This window comes from Microbacterium sp. NPDC089188 (assembly GCF_040685155.1).
Classification (GTDB): domain Bacteria; phylum Actinomycetota; class Actinomycetes; order Actinomycetales; family Microbacteriaceae; genus Microbacterium; species Microbacterium galbum.
The window spans coordinates 1,118,604-1,135,367 of sequence record NZ_JBFBHH010000001.1; the positions used below are offsets into that span (position 1 = coordinate 1,118,604).

The following is a 16,764-nucleotide window of genomic DNA, read 5'->3' on the forward strand; positions in this document are numbered from 1 at the left end:
CAAGAACAATGGCTATTCGCAAGTACAAGCCCACGACCCCCGGTCGCCGCGGCTCGTCGGTGGCCGACTTCGCCGAGATCACCCGATCGACGCCTGAGAAGTCGCTGCTGCGCCCGCTGTCGAAGACCGGTGGCCGCAACAACCAGGGCCGCATCACCACGCGTCACATCGGTGGTGGCCACAAGCGTCAGTACCGTCTGATCGACTTCCGTCGTAACGACAAGGACGGCATCGACGCCAAGGTCGCTCACATCGAGTACGACCCCAACCGCACCGCACGCATCGCGCTGCTGCACTACGCGGACGGCGAGAAGCGCTACATCCTCGCCCCCGCGAAGCTGTCGCAGGGCGACGTCGTGGAGTCGGGTGCCGGCGCTGACATCAAGCCCGGCAACAACCTGCCGCTGCGCAACATCCCCACCGGTACCGTGATCCACGCGATCGAACTGCGTCCCGGCGGCGGAGCGAAGATGGCCCGTTCGGCCGGCGCCTCGGTGCGTCTGGTCGCGAAGGACGGCCCCTACGCGCAGCTGCGTCTGCCCTCCGGCGAGATCCGCAACGTCGACGTGCGCTGCCGCGCCACGATCGGCGAGGTCGGCAACGCCGAGCAGTCGAACATCAACTGGGGCAAGGCCGGCCGCATGCGCTGGAAGGGCGTCCGCCCGACCGTGCGTGGTGTCGCCATGAACCCGGTCGACCACCCGCACGGTGGTGGTGAGGGTAAGACCTCCGGTGGTCGTCACCCTGTTTCGCCGTGGGGTAAGGCCGAGGGCCGCACCCGCCACGCGAACAAGGAAAGCGACAAGCTGATCGTCCGCCGTCGCACCGCCGGCAAGAAGCGCAAGTAGGAGTAGAGGAAGATGCCTCGCAGCCTTAAGAAGGGCCCCTTCGTCGACGAGCACCTGCTTCGCAAGGTCGTCTCGCAGAACGAAGCCGGTTCCAAGAACGTCATCAAGACCTGGTCGCGCCGTTCGATGATCATCCCCGCCATGCTGGGACACACCATCGCCGTGCACGACGGTCGCAAGCACATCCCCGTGTTCGTGACCGAGACCATGGTCGGCCACAAGCTGGGCGAGTTCTCGCCCACCCGCACCTTCCGCGGCCACGTGAAGGACGACAAGAAGGGCCGTCGCCGCTAAGGCGACCGAGGAGGAGAGAGAAATGGTGGAGTCCATCGCACGTGTGCGACACATCCGCGTGACCCCTCAGAAGGCTCGTCGTGTCGTCGCGCTCATCAAGGGCAAGCAGGCCGAAGAGGCCCTCGCGATCCTGAAGTTCGCGCCGCAGGGCGCGAGCGAGCCGATCTACAAGCTCGTCGCCTCGGCGATCGCGAACGCTCGCGTCACCGCCGACAAGACGAACGAATACCTGGATGACGCCGACCTGTACGTGAAGAACGCGTACGTCGACGAGGGCACGACGCTCAAGCGTTTCCAGCCCCGCGCTCAGGGTCGCGCCTTCCAGATCAAGAAGCGCACGAGCCACATCACGGTCGTGCTCGCGACGCCCGAGGCCGCTGAGGCAGCCCCGGCTCGCGCCAACAAGAAGGCGAGCAAGTAATGGGACAGAAGGTCAACCCGTACGGCTTCCGCCTCGGCATCACCACCGACCACGTGTCGCGGTGGTTCTCGGACTCGACGAAGCCCGGTCAGCGTTACGCCGACTACCTCGCCGAGGACATCAAGATCCGTCGCCTGCTGACCACGTCGCTCGACCGCGCCGGTGTCAGCAACATCGAGATCGAGCGCACGCGTGACCGCGTCCGCGTCGACATCCACACCGCCCGTCCGGGCATCGTGATCGGTCGCCGCGGCGCCGAGGCCGAGCGCATCCGCGCCGACCTCGAGAAGCTCACCGGCAAGCAGATCCAGCTGAACATCCTCGAGGTCAAGAACCCCGAGGCCGACGCTCAGCTCGTCGCGCAGGGTGTCGCCGAGCAGCTGTCTGCTCGTGTGGCGTTCCGTCGCGCGATGCGCAAGGGTCTGCAGGGCGCTCAGCGCGCCGGCGCCAAGGGTGTCCGCATCCAGGTGTCGGGCCGCCTCGGCGGCGCCGAGATGAGCCGCTCCGAGTTCTACCGCGAAGGCCGTGTGCCCCTGCACACCCTGCGCGCGAACATCGACTACGGCTTCTACGAGGCCAAGACGACCTTCGGCCGCATCGGCGTGAAGGTCTGGATCTACAAGGGCGACCTCACCAACAAGGAGCTCGCCCGCGAGCAGGCCAACGCGCCCAAGTCGCGCGGTCGTGACGACCGCGGTGGCGACCGTCGTCGTGGCCCGCGCAACGAGGCCCCCGTGGCAGAAGGAGCGTCGGCGTAATGCTCATCCCCCGCAAGGTCAAGTACCGCAAGCAGCACCACCCCGGTCGCTCGGGTCAGGCCACCGGTGGCACCACGGTGTCGTTCGGTGAGTTCGGCATCCAGGCGCTGACCCCCGCGTACGTGACGAACCGTCAGATCGAGTCCGCTCGTATCGCCATGACGCGTCACATCAAGCGTGGTGGAAAGGTGTGGATCAACATCTACCCCGACCGTCCGCTGACCAAGAAGCCGGCCGAAACCCGCATGGGTTCCGGTAAGGGTTCCCCCGAATGGTGGGTCGCCAACGTCAAGCCGGGTCGCGTCCTCTTCGAGGTCGCGGGTGTCAACGAGGAACTCGCTCGTGAAGCACTCACCCGTGCCATCCACAAGCTGCCGCTGAAGGCACGCATCATCAAGCGCGAGGAGGGCGACGCGTAATGGCGATCGGCACCAAGCAGCTCGCTCCGAGCGAGCTCGACACGTTCGAAGACCAGCGCCTCGTCGAGGAGCTGCGCAAGGCCAAGGAAGAGCTGTTCAACCTGCGCTTCCAGTCGGCCACCGGCCAGCTCGAGAGCCACGGTCGCATCCGTGCAGTCAAGCGCGACATCGCGCGTCTGTACACCGTGATCCGTGAGCGCGAGCTCGGCATCCGCGCCACCCCGGCTCCGGTCGAGGCTCCGGCGAAGGCGAAGAAGAGCAAGGCGAAGAAGGCGGATGCCGCTGACGACGCCGCGAAGGAAGAGGCGGAGTAATGGCTACCGCGAAGAAGGCCGAGGCGCAGGTCGCCGGTCACGAGCACGCCGAGAACGATGTTCGCGACGAGAACGCCCGCGGTTACCGCAAGGCGCGTCGTGGCTACGTCGTCAGCGACAAGATGGACAAGACGATCGTCGTCGAGGTCGAGGACCGCGTGAAGCACCCGCTCTACGGCAAGGTCATCCGCCGCACCTCCAAGGTCAAGGCGCACGACGAGACCAACTCGGCGGGCATCGGCGACCTGGTCGTCATCAACGAGACCCGTCCGCTCAGCGCCACCAAGCGCTGGCGCCTGGTCGAGATCCTCGAGAAGGCCAAGTAAGCCTCGCGGCTTGCTTGGAACCCAAGGAGTAAAAAGTGATTCAGAACGAATCCCGGCTGAAGGTCGCCGACAACACCGGCGCCAAGGAGCTGCTCACCATCCGCGTGCTCGGCGGCTCCAACCGCCGCTACGCCGGCCTGGGTGACGTCATCGTCGCCACGGTCAAGGACGCGATCCCGGGTGGAAACGTCAAGAAGGGCGACGTGGTCAAGGCCGTCGTCGTCCGTGTCGTGAAGCAGACCCGCCGTCCCGACGGCTCGTACATCAAGTTCGACGAGAACGCCGCCGTGATCCTGAAGAACGACGGGGAGCCCCGCGGCACCCGTATCTTCGGACCGGTCGGTCGTGAGCTTCGCGACAAGAAGTTCATGAAGATCGTCTCGCTCGCCCCGGAGGTCATCTGATCATGGCGAAAATCAAGAAGGGCGACCTGGTTCAGGTCATCTCGGGCGCCAAGCCCGAGCGCGGCGGCGACCGCGGCAAGCAGGGCAAGGTCCTCGAGGTCCTGTCCGAGCAGAACCGCGTCATCGTCGAGGGCGTGAACTACGTCACCAAGCACAACCGCGTGGGTCAGTCCCAGCGCGGCACCAAGACCGGTGGCATCGAGACGTTCGAGGCCCCGATCCACATCTCCAACGTCGCGCTCGTCGACCCCTCGACCAAGAAGCCGACCCGTGTCGGTCACCGTGTCGAGGAGCAGGTGAAGGACGGCGTCAAGCGCACCGTCCGTGTGCGCTACGCGAAGAAGAGCGGCAAGGACCTCTGAATATGAGCACCGACACTGCCGCGGTGGCTGGCAAGATCCAGCCCCGCCTGAAGCAGAAGTACAACGCCGAGATCAAGAAGGCGCTGCAGGACGAGTTCGGCTACGAGAACGTCATGCAGATCCCCGGCCTGGTCAAGGTCGTCGTGAACACCGGTGTCGGCGAGGCTGCTCGCGACAGCAAGGTGATCGATGGTGCGGTCGACGACCTCACCAAGATCACCGGTCAGAAGCCCGTCGTCACCAAGGCCCGCAAGTCCATCGCGCAGTTCAAGCTGCGCGAGGGCCAGGCCATCGGTGCGCACGTCACCCTCCGCGGCGACCGTGCGTGGGAGTTCATCGACCGTCTCGTCAACCTCGCCCTGCCCCGCATCCGCGACTTCCGCGGTCTGTCGGCCAAGCAGTTCGACGGCAACGGCAACTACACCTTCGGTCTCCAGGAGCAGTCCGTGTTCCACGAGATCGATCAGGACCGCATCGACCGCGTGCGTGGTTTCGACATCACCATCGTCACCACCGCCAAGACCGACGACGAAGGCCGTTCGCTGCTCCGCCAGCTCGGGTTCCCCTTCCAGTCGGCCGACCAGCAGGCCTGACCCCTCGGGCCCCCGGGTTTCCGGGGGCCCGTCATCGAAGGTCGGCTGTCGCGTAACGGCAGCCGAAACCTCATGAAAGAAAGAAGCAACACATGACGATGACAGACCCGGTCGCAGACATGCTGACCCGTCTGCGCAACGCGAACTCGGCGCACCACGACTCCGTGTCGATGCCGAGCTCGAAGCTGAAGACGAACATCGCCGCCATCCTCAAGCAGGAGGGTTACATCGCCGACTGGAGCGTCGAAGACGCCCGCGTCGGCCAGACCCTCAACATGACGCTGAAGTACGGTCCGAACCGCGAGCGGTCGATCGCCGGCATCAAGCGCGTCTCCAAGCCCGGTCTTCGCGTGTACGCGAAGTCGACCGAGGTCCCCACGGTCCTCGGCGGACTCGGCGTCGCCATCCTGTCCACCTCCTCCGGTCTCCTCACCGACCGTCAGGCCGAGCAGAAGGGCGTCGGCGGGGAAGTCCTCGCCTACGTGTGGTGATCTGACATGTCGCGTATTGGACGTCTTCCCATCGACATCCCAACCGGAGTCACCGTCTCGGTGAACGGCCGGGAGGTCAACGTCAAGGGCCCCAAGGGCGAGCTCGCGCTCACCGTTGCCCAGCCCCTCGAGGTGTCGGTCGAGGAGAACCAGGTTCTCGTCACCCGCCCCGACGATGAGCGTGAGTCGCGGTCGCTCCACGGCCTGACCCGCACCCTCATCAACAACAACATCATCGGTGTCACCCAGGGCTACTCCAAGGGCCTCGAGGTCGTCGGCACGGGTTACCGCGTGGCGCAGAAGGGCAGCTCGATCGAGTTCGCCCTCGGCTTCTCGCACCCCGTCCTGATCGACCCGCCCGCGGGCATCACCCTCACGGTCGAAGGCAACAACAAGGTCACCGTGAGCGGCATCGACAAGCAGGCCGTCGGCGAGGCCGCCGCCAACATCCGCAAGATCCGCAAGCCGGAGCCGTACAAGGGCAAGGGTGTGCGGTACGCGGGCGAGGTCGTGCGTCGCAAGGCCGGAAAGAGTGGTAAGTGACCATGGCTGTCAAGACAAAGTCTGTCGCTCGTGCTCGTCGTCACGCGCGCCTTCGCAAGAAGGTCGTCGGCACCGAGCTGCGCCCCCGTCTCGTCGTGACGCGTTCGGCGCGCCACGTGTTCGTCCAGGTCGTGGACGACAGCAAGGGCCACACCGTGGCCTCCGCCTCGACCCTCGAGACCGACCTGCGCGGTTTCGACGGTGACAAGACCGCCAAGGCCCGCAAGGTCGGCGAGCTCGTCGCCGAGCGTGCCAAGGCCGTGGGCGTCTCCGACGTCGTGTTCGACCGTGGCGGCAACCGCTACGCGGGACGCGTCGCGGCGATCGCCGACGGAGCTCGCGAAGGAGGGCTGAACCTGTGAGTGACAACAAGGAGACCGAAGTGACCGAGCAGACTGCACCGGCTGAGGGTGCGGCTGCGGCTCAGGCCCCCGCCGAGCGCGAGCGCGAGCCCCGTCGCGGTGGTCGCGAGCGCAACACCAACCAGCGCGACCGTGGTTCGCGCGACCGCAACGAGAGCCAGTTCCTCGAGCGCGTCGTCACCATCAACCGCGTGTCGAAGGTCGTCAAGGGCGGCCGTCGCTTCAGCTTCACGGCGCTCGTCGTCGTGGGTGACGGCAACGGCGTCGTGGGTGTCGGTTACGGCAAGGCCCGCGAAGTGCCCCTCGCGATCTCGAAGGGTGTCGAAGAGGCCAAGCGCAACTTCTTCCGCGTCCCCCGCTCGGGCTCGACCATCCCGCACCCCGTCCAGGGTGAGGCCGCCGCCGGTGTGGTGCTCCTGCGCCCCGCCGCCGCCGGTACCGGTGTTATCGCCGGTGGTCCCGTCCGCGCCGTCCTCGAGTGCGCCGGCATCCACGATGTCCTCTCGAAGTCGCTCGGCTCGTCGAACACGATCAACATCGTGCACGCGACCGTCGAGGCTCTGAAGGCGCTCGAGGAGCCCCGCGCCGTGGCCGCCCGCCGTGGCCTGGAGTTCGACCAGGTCGCCCCGGCCCGCCTCGTGCGCGCCGAGGCCGCCGCTCAGAAGGTAGGTGCCTGATGGCCGAGCGTCTGAAGGTCACGCAGATCAAGTCCAAGGTGAGCGAGAAGCAGAACCAGCGTGACACGCTGCGTTCGCTCGGTCTCAAGCGGATCGGCGACTCGGTCGTCCGTCCCGACGACGCGCAGACGCGCGGCTACGTCAAGACCGTCGCCCACCTCGTCAAGGTTGAGGAGATCGACTAATGGCTGCCAAGAAGGACGAGACCGCTACGGTCGACGCCCCGAAGAAGGCGACGGCCGGTAAGACGGCCGCCAAGAAGGAAGCGCCCGCGGCGCGCCCCGGCGTGCTCAAGGTCCACCACCTGCGTCCCGTCCCGGGCGCTCACACCGCGAAGACCCGTGTCGGTCGCGGTGAGGGCTCCAAGGGTAAGACGGCCGGTCGCGGTACCAAGGGAACCAAGGCCCGTTACCAGGTCAAGGTCGGCTTCGAGGGTGGGCAGATGCCGCTGCACATGCGCACCCCGAAGCTCCGCGGCTTCAAGAACCCGTTCCGCGTCGAGTACCAGGTCGTGAACCTGGAGAAGCTCGCCGAGCTCTACCCGCAGGGTGGCGACGTGACCGTCGCCGACCTCGTGGCCAAGGGCGCCGTCCGCAAGAACGAGAAGGTCAAGGTGCTCGGCACCGGCGACATCTCGGTCGCGCTGACCGTTTCGGTCGACAAGGTCTCCGGCTCCGCTGAGCAGAAGATCGTCGCCGCAGGCGGCTCCGTCAACTGACGCCCGACCCCGCAGGGGCCGGCGGCCTTACGGCCGTCGGCCCCTTCTGGGTTAGTCTGATTTGGTGTGCGCCCCGTCGCGCGCCGAGATCGTTCTGGAGGAATCTCCCTTGTTCAGCGCCATCGCGCGGGTTTTCCGCACGCCCGACCTGAGGCGGAAGATCGCCTTCACGCTGGGCATCATCGCCATCTACCGGCTGGGTGCCCACGTGCCGACGCCCTTCGTCGACTTCCCCAACGTTCAGCAGTGCCTGAACCAGTCGGGCGGCACCGAGGGCCTGCTCTCGCTGGTCAACCTGTTCTCGGGTGGCGCGCTGCTCCAGCTGTCGATCTTCGCGCTGGGTGTGATGCCGTACATCACGGCGACGATCATCGTGCAGCTGCTGCGCGTGGTGATTCCGCACTTCGAGACGCTGTACAAAGAGGGCCAGGCAGGGCAGGCCAAGCTCACCCAGTACACCCGCTACCTGACGATCGCGCTCGCGCTGCTGCAGTCGACCACGCTCGTGACCGTCGCCCGCTCGGGTCAGCTCTTCGGTTCGGCCGGCGTTCCCGAGTGCCAGCAGCTGCTCACCAACGACATCTGGTGGGCGCAGCTGCTCATGATCATCACGATGACCGCCGGTACGGGCCTGGTCATGTGGTTCGCCGAGCTCGTCACCGAGCGTGGCGTGGGCAACGGTATGTCGATCCTCATCTTCACCTCGATCGCCGCGACCTTCCCCGGTGCGATGATCTCCATCCTCAACGCCCGCGGAGTCGAGGTCTTCCTCCTCGTGCTGGCGGTGAGCATCGTCATCGTGGCGCTCGTCGTGTTCGTGGAGCAGTCGCAGCGGCGCATCCCGGTGCAGTACGCCAAGCGCATGGTCGGGCGCCGCACCTACGGCGGTACCAACACCTACATCCCGATCAAGGTGAACATGGCCGGCGTCGTGCCCGTGATCTTCGCCTCGTCGCTGCTGTACATCCCCGCGCTCATCGCGCAGTTCAACCAGCCGCAGGCGGGCCAGGAGCCGCAGCCGTGGGTGACGTGGATCTCGCAGTACCTCACGCGCGGTGACCACCCGCTCTACATGCTGATCTACTTCCTCCTGATCATCGGATTCGCCTACTTCTACGTCGCGATCACGTTCAACCCGGTCGACGTCGCCGACAACATGAAGAAGTACGGCGGATTCATCCCCGGCATCCGCGCGGGCCGCCCCACGGCGGAGTACCTGGACTACGTCCTGACCCGCATCACGCTCCCGGGCTCGATCTACCTCGGCCTCATCGCGCTGCTGCCCCTGGTGGCGCTCGCGACGGTCGGCGCCAACCAGAACTTCCCGTTCGGCGGGGCCTCGATCCTCATCATCGTGGGTGTCGGTCTCGAGACGGTGAAGCAGATCGACGCGCAACTCCAGCAGCGTCACTACGAAGGGCTGCTGCGATGACCGCGCGTCTTCTGATCGTCGGACCGCAGGGATCCGGAAAAGGAACGCAGGGTGTTCGCGTCGGCGAAGCCCTGGGCATCCCCGTCGTCTCCACCGGCGACGTCTTCCGCGCCAACGTCAAAGACGGCACCGAGCTCGGCCTCCAGGTGAAGTCGATCATCGACGCCGGTGATCTGGTCCCCGATGAGCTCACGAGCGCGGTCGTGCGCGACCGCCTTGCGCAACAGGATGCCGCCGAGGGATTCCTCCTCGACGGATACCCGCGCAACCTCGCGCAGGTGCTGCACCTCGATGAGTTCCTGGAAGGGCGTGACGAGGCGCTCGACGCCGTCATCGCGCTCGTCGTCCCCCGCGAGGAGTCGTTGTCGCGCCTGACCGCGCGCGCGGCGGAGCAGGGGCGAGCAGACGACACCGAAGAAGCCATCGCGACGCGACTGGGGATCTACGAGCGGGAGACCGCCCCGATCCTCGACGTCTACGGCACGCGCGGCATCGTCGACGAGATCGACGGTGTCGGCAGCCTCGACGAGGTCACGGCTCGTATCTTCGCGGCGCTCGACGCGCGCGGCATCTCGGCTCGCTGACGTGGGACTGCGCTCCTCGATCTACAAGAAGCCGGCGCAGCTGCGCTCGATGATCGAGCCCGGACTGATCACGGCGGACGCACTGGATGCCGTCCGTCGTCTCATCGAGCCCGGTATGACCACCCTGCAGCTCGACGCGGAGGCCGCGCGTCTCATCGGCTCGCGGGGGGCGAAGTCGAACTTCCAGATGGTGCGCGGCTACCGCCACACCATCTGCGCATCGGTCAACGAGCAGGTGGTGCACGGCATCCCGAACGAACGACCTCTTCAGGCCGGCGACATCCTGTCGATCGACGCCGGTGCGGAGTTCCAGGGGTGGAACGGTGACTCAGCCTTCACGGTGATCGTGCCGGGCGATGCGCCGGACGCGCTCGTCGCCCCCCGCCGCCGTCTCTCCGAGGTCACGGAGGGTTCGCTGTGGGCCGGCATTGCTGCTCTCAGCCGCGCGACCCACCTCGGCGAGGTCGGTGCCGCGATCCAGTCCTACATCGAGGAACACGCGCCCGAGGGCGGGTACGGCATCCTGCGCGATTACGTCGGCCACGGGATCGGGCGCAAGATGCACGAATCGCCCAGCATCTTCAACTACGCGGTCGAGGACCGCGGTCCGGAAGTACGCCCCGGTCTGGCTGTGGCGATCGAGCCCATGGTCGTCATCGGAGACCAGGCAACCCTGGTCGAGGACGACGGGTGGACCGTGTCCACCGTCGACGGCACAGACGGCTCCCACTGGGAACATAGCGTCGCGGTGCATGATGGGGGCATCTGGGTCCTCACCGCTCACGACGGCGGTGCCGAGAAACTGGCGCCGTTCGGTGTGGTGCCGAAGGAGATCGACTGATGATGATGGCGGCTGTCCGCAAGTCCACGAACTGGTTCGCGATCGGGATCACGGCCGCGGTCGTGGTGGTCGTGCTGGTCGTGGGTGGCGTGGTCTGGTTCGCCAACAGTCAGGCGACCTCGCCGGGAACCCTTCCGCAGTCGTCGGCCGTGAACACGGAGACGGGCGCGATCTCCGTCGGCACGGGGGAGAAGACGGTCGACACGTATGTCGACTTCATGTGCCCGATCTGCAACCAGTTCGAGCAGAGCTACGGCCCGACACTCGACCAGCTCGTCGCCGACAACGAGATCACCCTCAACATCCACCCGATCTCGATCCTCGACCGCGCATCGCAGGGGACGCAGTACTCCACGCGTTCCGCGAATGCCGCGTACTGCGTGGCGGTCGACGACGCCTCCAACATCCCGGCTTTCGTGAAGGCGATGTACGCGCAGCAGCCGACGGAGAACACCTCGGGTCTCGACAACGCCGCACTGGCGTCGATCGCGACGTCGGCGGGTGCGTCGGATGCCGTGACCTCGTGCATCGACGACGGGACCTACTCGAAGTTCGTCACGGCGATGACGCAGAAGACCCCGGTGCAGCCCGGGCAGAGCGGAATCGCCACGCCGACCATCGCCGTGGACGGGACGGTGCTGTCGAACCAGTCCGACCTCACCGGCGATCCGCAGAAGGACATCGTCGGTCGACTGAACGGCTGACGCGAGCCCCGCGAGTTGCCGGGGCGAGTATTACCACGTATGCTTGATCTTTGGTGCGTTGCGCCTTCCTTGGCGTGTCGAGGCACCGAATCCCCATCCACCGCAGACCGGCCGGTCTGCAACTGAGCGTGAGCGAGTTTATGGCGAAGAAAGACGGTGTCATCGAAATCGAGGGCACGGTGTCCGAGGCACTGCCCAACGCGATGTTCCGTGTCGAGCTGACGAACGGTCACAAGGTGCTCGCCACCATTTCGGGCAAGATGCGACAGAACTACATCCGCATCATCCCCGAGGACCGCGTCGTCGTCGAGCTGAGCCCGTACGACCTCACCCGTGGTCGTATCGTCTACCGCTACCGCTGAGTCCGGCCGAGAAGTAACGAGCCGCACCCGCGGTCTCGAAGACAGCGAAACAGGAACATCATGAAGGTCAACCCCTCCGTCAAGCCCATCTGCGACCACTGCAAGGTGATCCGTCGTCACGGGCGCGTGATGGTGATCTGCAAGAGCAACCCGCGCCACAAGCAGCGCCAGGGCTGAGCTTCCAGCTCGACACCTTTTCCAACTGAATACATATCGGCAGGATCAGATCCCTCCCGCGCAGGCGGGTGGGGGACACCTCGGGGCGGAGGCCCGAGCACCGATCCTGCTCCACACCTCCACGACACTCTGAGGAGAGCCGCATGGCACGTCTCGCCGGCGTCGACATCCCGCGCGACAAGCGCGTGGTGATCGCACTTACCTACATCTACGGCGTGGGCCGCACCCGCTCCGTCGAGATCCTGAACGCCACTGGCATCAGCCAGGAGATCCGCGTCAAGGACCTCACCGACGACCAGCTGGTCGCGCTTCGCGACCACATCGAAGGCACCTACAAGGTGGAGGGTGACCTCCGTCGCGAGGTCGCCGCCGACATCCGCCGCAAGGTCGAGATCGGTTCCTACGAGGGCCTGCGCCACCGCCGCGGCCTCCCGGTGCGCGGTCAGCGCACGAAGACGAACGCGCGTACCCGCAAGGGTCCCAAGCGCACCGTCGCCGGCAAGAAGAAGGCGCGCTAAGCCGCGGGCTGAGCGTCAGGATTCAGGAGAACGCACATGGCACAGGCCAAGTCCGCCGCGCGCAAGCCGCGCCGCAAGGAGAAGAAGAACATCGCCGTGGGTCAGGCCCACATCAAGTCGACGTTCAACAACACCATCGTTTCGATCACGGACCCCTCGGGTGCCGTCATCAGCTGGGCCTCGTCCGGCGGTGTCGGATTCAAGGGCTCGCGCAAGTCGACGCCGTACGCCGCCGGCATGGCCGCGGAGTCGGCCGCTCGCCAGGCGCAGGAGCACGGCGTCAAGAAGGTCGACGTCTTCGTGAAGGGTCCGGGTTCGGGTCGTGAGACCGCGATCCGCTCGCTGACCGCTGCGGGTCTCGAGGTCGGCTCGATCCAGGACGTGACGCCGCAGGCTCACAACGGCTGCCGTCCGCCGAAGCGCCGCCGCGTCTGACGCGTCCGTTCCCGGGGAGTGCTCGTCGCTCCCCGGGAACGCCGCGCTCACGCGCGACTCAGACTTCCGGATGCCGCGAGACCGTTGAGGTCGAGCATCATCCCGCGAGTACAACTCAACACCTCACCCCATTACACGTGTCATATAGCGGGCACGTGATCGAAAGGAACACATAGTGCTCATCGCACAGCGTCCCACTCTGACCGAGGAGAAGATCGGGGAGTTCCGCAGCCGTTTCGTCATCGAGCCGCTGGAGCCCGGTTTCGGTTACACGATCGGCAACGCGCTGCGCCGCAGCCTCCTGTCGTCGATCCCCGGCGCGGCCGTCACGAGCATCCGCATCGACGGCGTCCTGCACGAGTTCAGCACCATCCCGGGCGTGAAGGAAGACGTCACCGAGATCATCCTGAACATCAAGCAGCTGGTCGTCTCGAGCGAGCGCGACGAGCCCATCACGGCGTACCTGCGCAAGACCGGCGCCGGTGAGGTCACCGCCGCCGACATCTCCGCTCCGGCGGGTGTCGAGGTGCACAACCCCGAGCTGGTCATCGCGACGCTCAACGACACCGCGAAGTTCGAGCTCGAGCTGACGATCGAGCGTGGCCGCGGCTACGTCTCGGCCACGCAGAACCGCAACGAGTACGCCGAGGCCGGTCAGATCCCGATCGACTCGATCTACTCGCCGGTGCTCAAGGTCAGCTACCGCGTCGACGCCACCCGTGCCGGCGAGCGCACCGACTTCGACAAGCTCGTCCTCGACGTCGAGTCGAAGGCGTCCATCGCGCCGCGCGACGCCGTCGCTTCGGCCGGCCGCACCCTCACCGAGCTGTTCGGTCTCGCTCGCGAGCTGAACGTCGAGGCCGAGGGCATCGAGATCGGCCCCGCGCCGGTCGAGACCGTCCTCTCGAACGAGCTGTCGATGCCGATCGAAGACCTCGACCTGTCGGTCCGCTCGTACAACTGCCTCAAGCGCGAGGGCATCAACACCGTTTCGGAACTGGTCGCCCTCTCCGAGACGCAGCTGATGAACATCCGCAACTTCGGTCAGAAGTCGGTCGACGAGGTGCGCGACAAGCTCACCTCGCTCGGACTGTCGCTCAAGGACTCGGTGCCCGGTTTCGACGGCGCCCAGTTCTACAGCGGCTACGACGAAGAGACCGTCTGACCCCGGTCGGACCCGACCGAACCTTTCACTGGAGTAACACGACATGCCTAAGCCCACGAAGGGTCCCCGCCTCGGAGGCGGCCCGGCCCACGAGCGTCTGCTTCTCGCGAACCTCGCGGCAGCCCTGTACACGCACAAGTCCATCAAGACGACCGAGACGAAGGCCAAGCGCCTGCGTCCGCTCGCCGAGCGTCTCATCACCTTCGCCAAGCGCGGCGACCTGCACGCGCGTCGTCGCGTGCTGAGCGTGATCGGTGACAAGGAGGTCGTGCACACCCTCTTCACCGAGATCGCGCCACTGGTGGCCGAGCGTGACGGCGGATACACCCGCATCACCAAGGTCGGCAACCGCAAGGGCGACAACGCCCCCATGGCCGTGATCGAGCTCGTCCTCGAGCCCGTCGCCAAGAAGGCGTCGTCGAAGGCCGCTGCGGCTCCTGCCGCTGCCGCCCCGGCCGCCGAGGAGCCCGCTGCGGAGGAGCCCGCCGTCGAGGAGACCTCGACCGACGAGGCCGCCGACGCCGGCGCCGAGTCGCCCGAGGAAGGCGCGGCTGCTGAGGCCGCCGCCGATGACGCCGTCCAGGACGACGCCAAGGCCTGAGCTTCCTGCTCGCACGGAGCCCCCACCCATCAGGGTGGGGGCTCCGTCGTTTTCTCGGCCGTCCCCGACCGGGGGATCCGTCGTTTCCCCGGCTGCGGCGCTCGTAGGCTGGACGTGTGCGCATACGTCTCGACATCGCCTACGACGGCACGCATTTCCGGGGATGGGCGCGGCAACCGCGGCTGAGGACGGTGCAGGGCGAACTCGAAGGGGCGCTCGAACGCATCATCGGCGGCTCGCCCCGTCTCGTCGTGGCCGGGCGCACCGACGCGGGAGTGCACGCCTCCGGCCAGGTGGCGCATCTCGACCTCGACGACGCGCAGATCACCCGCCTGCCGCGACGGCGTCGTGACAACGATGAGGGTGACGCGGTCGCCGCCCTGGCCGGTCGTGTCCGCGGCGTCCTCGGCGCCTACCCGGATGTCACGGTCCGTCGCACGTCTCTCGCGCCGGAGGGCTTCGACGCCCGCTTCTCGGCGGTGTGGCGTCGATACTCCTACCGTCTGGCCGACGCGGAAACGGACTACGACCCGCTCGATCGCTCGAGGACGACGACCGTTCGCAGCGCTCTCGACGTCGAGGCGATGGATGCCGCCGCCGGTCGCCTCATCGGGCTCCACGACTTCGCCGCTTACTGCAAGGCCCGCGAAGAGGCGACCACCATCCGCACCCTCCTCGAATACGACTGGCACCGTGGCGACGACGGCGTCCTCGTGGCGAACGTGCGCGCCGATGCCTTCTGCCACAGCATGGTCCGCGCGCTCGTGGGCGCGTGCGTCGCGGTGGGGGAGGGGCGCATCGCGATCGACGACGTCGTGGCGATCCGCGACGCTCGCATGCGGATCCCGGAGACGAAGGTTCTCGCGGCCCGGGGGCTCGTCCTCGCTGAGGTCGGATACCCCGCCGACGACCTGCTCGCGGCGCGCGCGGAGCAGACGCGGAACCGACGGGACGCCGACGAGTCGGCATCCTGAATCGACCTCACGGCGGCTGCGCAACCCCTCAGGAGCGGCATCGGCGCGAGTCGTAGGCTGGCTCCGCCATGAAGGTCATCTCGTACAACCTCAATAAGCACCGCGCTGCGGGTGAGCTCGCCGCGCTCGTCGAGCAGCACGAGGTGGACGTGCTCTGCCTGCAGGAGTGCGACTCCACGGACATTCCGGAGCGGATCGGCGGCCTCCGATTGGCGGATGCCACCCAGCGCAATCGGCTCGGTCTCGCGCTGTACTACCGCGAGAACACGTTCCGCGCCGAAGAGGTCCGGGCGATCGCGTTGAAGAAGTCGCTTCACGACTACGTGCTCAAACCGGCCGAGGAACGGATGCTCGGCGTGCGCCTGCGCGACATCGACCACGGGCGAGACGTCATCGTCGCCTCGTTCCACGCCGCGCCCCTGACCGCGCTCAACTCGCTCCGCCGCCATCAGATCCGGACGGCGCTCACGGAGCTGCAGAACCTCGGCCCGGGGTTGCCCGCGCTGATGGTCGGCGACTACAACTACCCCGTCTTCAAGGAGAACCTCGGGCAGAAGGTGCGCGATCAGGGCTACGAGCTGACGCTCAGCGACACACGGACGTACACGCGGTACCGCTTCTTCCGCGGGCATTACGACTTCGCGACGTCGATGGGATTCGACATCGCCCACATCAAGACGCTGCCCCAGGGACAGAGCGACCACCTCCCGATTCTCATCACCGCGGAGGTCACCCCATCGCGTGCGGGCGCCCTCGACTGAGTGCTCGGCAACGCCGAAGAGGGGGGCCGTCCGAGGACGGCCCCCTCTTCGTGTCAGGAGGGTCAGCTCTTCGAAGCGCGGCGGCGGCGGATGGCGGTTCCGATGCCGACGGCCGAACCGCCGACCAGGAGGGCCGCGCCGGTGAGCCAGAGGCCCGTCGTGGTGCCCGCATCGAAGCCGGTGACCGCGAGACCGCCCTGGGCGGGTGCGCTCGGTGCGCCGACCGGGGTGACGGTCACGCTCGAGTGGAGGACCACGCCGCTGCGGGTGCCGGTGAAGGTGAACGAGTAGACGCCCGTCGCGTTCGCCGGGAAGCGAACCTGCGCGTGGATCTTGCCATCGACGGCTTTCGTCCGCAGCGAATCGTTGGTCTCGGTCGCGATGGACGCGAGGGCCACGCCCTTCGCGGCCACACCGGTGATCGAGATGGCGACGTCTTCATCACCGTCGAAGCCCTCGCGATCGGTCGTGAACGTCGCGCTGCCGCCCGGAGCGACGACGGGCGGCGTCACCGAGATCACGGCGGGGTCGGTGTAGGCGTTGGCGGCCGCGGGCGCCAGCACAGCGGCGGCGGCGAGCGAGAGCGCCGCGACGGCCCGGATGATCGTGGTCTTCATGGTGTGCCCCATCTGCTTGGCGTGGTCGAGCCGGTGTTCGAAAAGCGGAACGCGCCGCTCCAC

The 16,764-nt window shown here is 66.9% G+C and carries 29 protein-coding genes; 28 read left to right on the forward strand and 1 reads right to left on the reverse strand.

The features are described 5' to 3' along the window. Nucleotides 1-8 precede the first annotated feature (8 nt). The 28 genes from rplB (at nucleotide 9) to AB0N80_RS05200 (ending at nucleotide 16,084) form a co-directional block, all read left to right on the forward strand. Nucleotides 9-848, forward strand: coding sequence for a 50S ribosomal protein L2 (gene rplB / locus AB0N80_RS05065; protein ID WP_013584012.1), 840 nt, complete (start codon nucleotides 9-11; stop codon nucleotides 846-848). A 12-nt stretch (nucleotides 849-860) separates the two neighbouring features. Next, nucleotides 861-1,142, forward strand: a complete 282-nt coding sequence (gene rpsS, locus AB0N80_RS05070; RefSeq protein ID WP_013584011.1) for a 30S ribosomal protein S19 — start codon at nucleotides 861-863, stop codon at nucleotides 1,140-1,142. Between the two features lie 22 nt (nucleotides 1,143-1,164). Continuing rightward, nucleotides 1,165-1,563, forward strand: coding sequence for a 50S ribosomal protein L22 (gene rplV / locus AB0N80_RS05075; protein WP_136585944.1), 399 nt, complete (start codon nucleotides 1,165-1,167; stop codon nucleotides 1,561-1,563). Beyond that, nucleotides 1,563-2,321 carry a 30S ribosomal protein S3 gene (rpsC, locus tag AB0N80_RS05080; protein WP_058230882.1) on the forward strand — a complete coding sequence of 253 codons (759 nt, stop codon included), beginning with the start codon at nucleotides 1,563-1,565 and terminating at the stop codon, nucleotides 2,319-2,321. Before rplV ends, rpsC begins: the two co-directional genes overlap by 1 nt. Then, complete coding sequence (gene rplP, locus AB0N80_RS05085) at nucleotides 2,321-2,740, forward strand: 50S ribosomal protein L16 (protein WP_013584008.1); 420 nt, start codon at nucleotides 2,321-2,323, stop codon at nucleotides 2,738-2,740. The genes rpsC and rplP overlap by 1 nt, the downstream gene beginning before the upstream one ends. Beyond that, nucleotides 2,740-3,054 carry a 50S ribosomal protein L29 gene (gene rpmC / locus AB0N80_RS05090; protein ID WP_058623969.1) on the forward strand — a complete coding sequence of 105 codons (315 nt, stop codon included), beginning with the start codon at nucleotides 2,740-2,742 and terminating at the stop codon, nucleotides 3,052-3,054. The genes rplP and rpmC overlap by 1 nt, the downstream gene beginning before the upstream one ends. After that, the gene (gene rpsQ, locus AB0N80_RS05095; protein WP_076673706.1) at nucleotides 3,054-3,380 is read left to right on the forward strand and encodes a 30S ribosomal protein S17; all 327 of its coding nucleotides are present in this window, start codon (nucleotides 3,054-3,056) and stop codon (nucleotides 3,378-3,380) included. Before rpmC ends, rpsQ begins: the two co-directional genes overlap by 1 nt. A gap of 35 nt (nucleotides 3,381-3,415) precedes the next feature. Further along, nucleotides 3,416-3,784, forward strand: coding sequence for a 50S ribosomal protein L14 (rplN, locus tag AB0N80_RS05100; protein ID WP_013584005.1), 369 nt, complete (start codon nucleotides 3,416-3,418; stop codon nucleotides 3,782-3,784). A gap of 2 nt (nucleotides 3,785-3,786) precedes the next feature. Beyond that, on the forward strand, nucleotides 3,787-4,146 hold the full coding sequence (rplX, locus tag AB0N80_RS05105; RefSeq protein WP_076673708.1) for a 50S ribosomal protein L24: 360 nt from the start codon (nucleotides 3,787-3,789) through the stop codon (nucleotides 4,144-4,146). 2 nt (nucleotides 4,147-4,148) lie between these two features. Beyond that, entirely contained in the window at nucleotides 4,149-4,739 is a 591-nt protein-coding gene (gene rplE / locus AB0N80_RS05110) for a 50S ribosomal protein L5 (protein WP_315993613.1), read from the forward strand. Between the two features lie 92 nt (nucleotides 4,740-4,831). Next, on the forward strand, nucleotides 4,832-5,230 hold the full coding sequence (gene rpsH / locus AB0N80_RS05115; RefSeq protein WP_013584002.1) for a 30S ribosomal protein S8: 399 nt from the start codon (nucleotides 4,832-4,834) through the stop codon (nucleotides 5,228-5,230). Nucleotides 5,231-5,236: 6 nt separating this feature from the next. Further along, nucleotides 5,237-5,773: a 50S ribosomal protein L6 gene (gene rplF, locus AB0N80_RS05120; RefSeq protein ID WP_363577941.1), complete on the forward strand. Its 537-nt coding sequence runs from the start codon at nucleotides 5,237-5,239 to the stop codon at nucleotides 5,771-5,773. 2 nt (nucleotides 5,774-5,775) lie between these two features. After that, nucleotides 5,776-6,135, forward strand: a complete 360-nt coding sequence (gene rplR / locus AB0N80_RS05125; protein ID WP_043361012.1) for a 50S ribosomal protein L18 — start codon at nucleotides 5,776-5,778, stop codon at nucleotides 6,133-6,135. Between the two features lie 20 nt (nucleotides 6,136-6,155). Next, on the forward strand, nucleotides 6,156-6,812 hold the full coding sequence (rpsE, locus tag AB0N80_RS05130; protein ID WP_235561317.1) for a 30S ribosomal protein S5: 657 nt from the start codon (nucleotides 6,156-6,158) through the stop codon (nucleotides 6,810-6,812). After that, nucleotides 6,812-6,997 (forward strand): 50S ribosomal protein L30, encoded by a 186-nt coding sequence (gene rpmD / locus AB0N80_RS05135; protein ID WP_013583998.1) that lies wholly within the window; start codon nucleotides 6,812-6,814, stop codon nucleotides 6,995-6,997. The genes rpsE and rpmD overlap by 1 nt, the downstream gene beginning before the upstream one ends. Then, nucleotides 6,997-7,530: a 50S ribosomal protein L15 gene (gene rplO / locus AB0N80_RS05140; protein WP_264629984.1), complete on the forward strand. Its 534-nt coding sequence runs from the start codon at nucleotides 6,997-6,999 to the stop codon at nucleotides 7,528-7,530. The genes rpmD and rplO overlap by 1 nt, the downstream gene beginning before the upstream one ends. Before the next feature lie 109 nt (nucleotides 7,531-7,639). Beyond that, nucleotides 7,640-8,962 (forward strand): preprotein translocase subunit SecY, encoded by a 1,323-nt coding sequence (gene secY, locus AB0N80_RS05145; RefSeq protein ID WP_315993612.1) that lies wholly within the window; start codon nucleotides 7,640-7,642, stop codon nucleotides 8,960-8,962. Then, entirely contained in the window at nucleotides 8,959-9,546 is a 588-nt protein-coding gene (locus tag AB0N80_RS05150; protein WP_363387050.1) for an adenylate kinase, read from the forward strand. The genes secY and AB0N80_RS05150 overlap by 4 nt, the downstream gene beginning before the upstream one ends. A 1-nt stretch (nucleotide 9,547) precedes the next feature. After that, the gene (map, locus tag AB0N80_RS05155; protein ID WP_315993610.1) at nucleotides 9,548-10,387 is read left to right on the forward strand and encodes a type I methionyl aminopeptidase; all 840 of its coding nucleotides are present in this window, start codon (nucleotides 9,548-9,550) and stop codon (nucleotides 10,385-10,387) included. Further along, nucleotides 10,387-11,091 (forward strand): thioredoxin domain-containing protein, encoded by a 705-nt coding sequence (locus AB0N80_RS05160; protein WP_363577943.1) that lies wholly within the window; start codon nucleotides 10,387-10,389, stop codon nucleotides 11,089-11,091. Before map ends, AB0N80_RS05160 begins: the two co-directional genes overlap by 1 nt. A 140-nt stretch (nucleotides 11,092-11,231) precedes the next feature. Beyond that, nucleotides 11,232-11,453: a translation initiation factor IF-1 gene (gene infA / locus AB0N80_RS05165; RefSeq protein WP_013583992.1), complete on the forward strand. Its 222-nt coding sequence runs from the start codon at nucleotides 11,232-11,234 to the stop codon at nucleotides 11,451-11,453. Between the two features lie 60 nt (nucleotides 11,454-11,513). Next, nucleotides 11,514-11,630 (forward strand): 50S ribosomal protein L36, encoded by a 117-nt coding sequence (rpmJ, locus tag AB0N80_RS05170; RefSeq protein WP_005050492.1) that lies wholly within the window; start codon nucleotides 11,514-11,516, stop codon nucleotides 11,628-11,630. Nucleotides 11,631-11,773: 143 nt separating this feature from the next. After that, the gene (gene rpsM, locus AB0N80_RS05175; RefSeq protein WP_076673723.1) at nucleotides 11,774-12,148 is read left to right on the forward strand and encodes a 30S ribosomal protein S13; all 375 of its coding nucleotides are present in this window, start codon (nucleotides 11,774-11,776) and stop codon (nucleotides 12,146-12,148) included. Between the two features lie 36 nt (nucleotides 12,149-12,184). After that, on the forward strand, nucleotides 12,185-12,583 hold the full coding sequence (gene rpsK, locus AB0N80_RS05180) for a 30S ribosomal protein S11 (protein ID WP_013583990.1): 399 nt from the start codon (nucleotides 12,185-12,187) through the stop codon (nucleotides 12,581-12,583). A gap of 175 nt (nucleotides 12,584-12,758) precedes the next feature. Then, nucleotides 12,759-13,748: a DNA-directed RNA polymerase subunit alpha gene (locus tag AB0N80_RS05185; RefSeq protein WP_058230893.1), complete on the forward strand. Its 990-nt coding sequence runs from the start codon at nucleotides 12,759-12,761 to the stop codon at nucleotides 13,746-13,748. Nucleotides 13,749-13,791: 43 nt separating this feature from the next. Then, a complete protein-coding gene (gene rplQ / locus AB0N80_RS05190; RefSeq protein ID WP_315993608.1) occupies nucleotides 13,792-14,349 on the forward strand; it encodes a 50S ribosomal protein L17 in 558 nt (185 codons plus the stop codon). Nucleotides 14,350-14,465: 116 nt separating this feature from the next. Next, the gene (gene truA, locus AB0N80_RS05195; protein ID WP_363577945.1) at nucleotides 14,466-15,323 is read left to right on the forward strand and encodes a tRNA pseudouridine(38-40) synthase TruA; all 858 of its coding nucleotides are present in this window, start codon (nucleotides 14,466-14,468) and stop codon (nucleotides 15,321-15,323) included. A 68-nt stretch (nucleotides 15,324-15,391) separates the two neighbouring features. Beyond that, nucleotides 15,392-16,084, forward strand: a complete 693-nt coding sequence (locus AB0N80_RS05200; RefSeq protein WP_363387035.1) for an endonuclease/exonuclease/phosphatase family protein — start codon at nucleotides 15,392-15,394, stop codon at nucleotides 16,082-16,084. Nucleotides 16,085-16,146: 62 nt separating this feature from the next. Here the strand turns inward: AB0N80_RS05200 and AB0N80_RS05205 are convergent, their stop codons facing one another. Further along, nucleotides 16,147-16,701: a hypothetical protein gene (locus AB0N80_RS05205; RefSeq protein WP_363387032.1), complete on the reverse strand. Its 555-nt coding sequence runs from the start codon at nucleotides 16,699-16,701 to the stop codon at nucleotides 16,147-16,149. Nucleotides 16,702-16,764 lie beyond the last annotated feature (63 nt).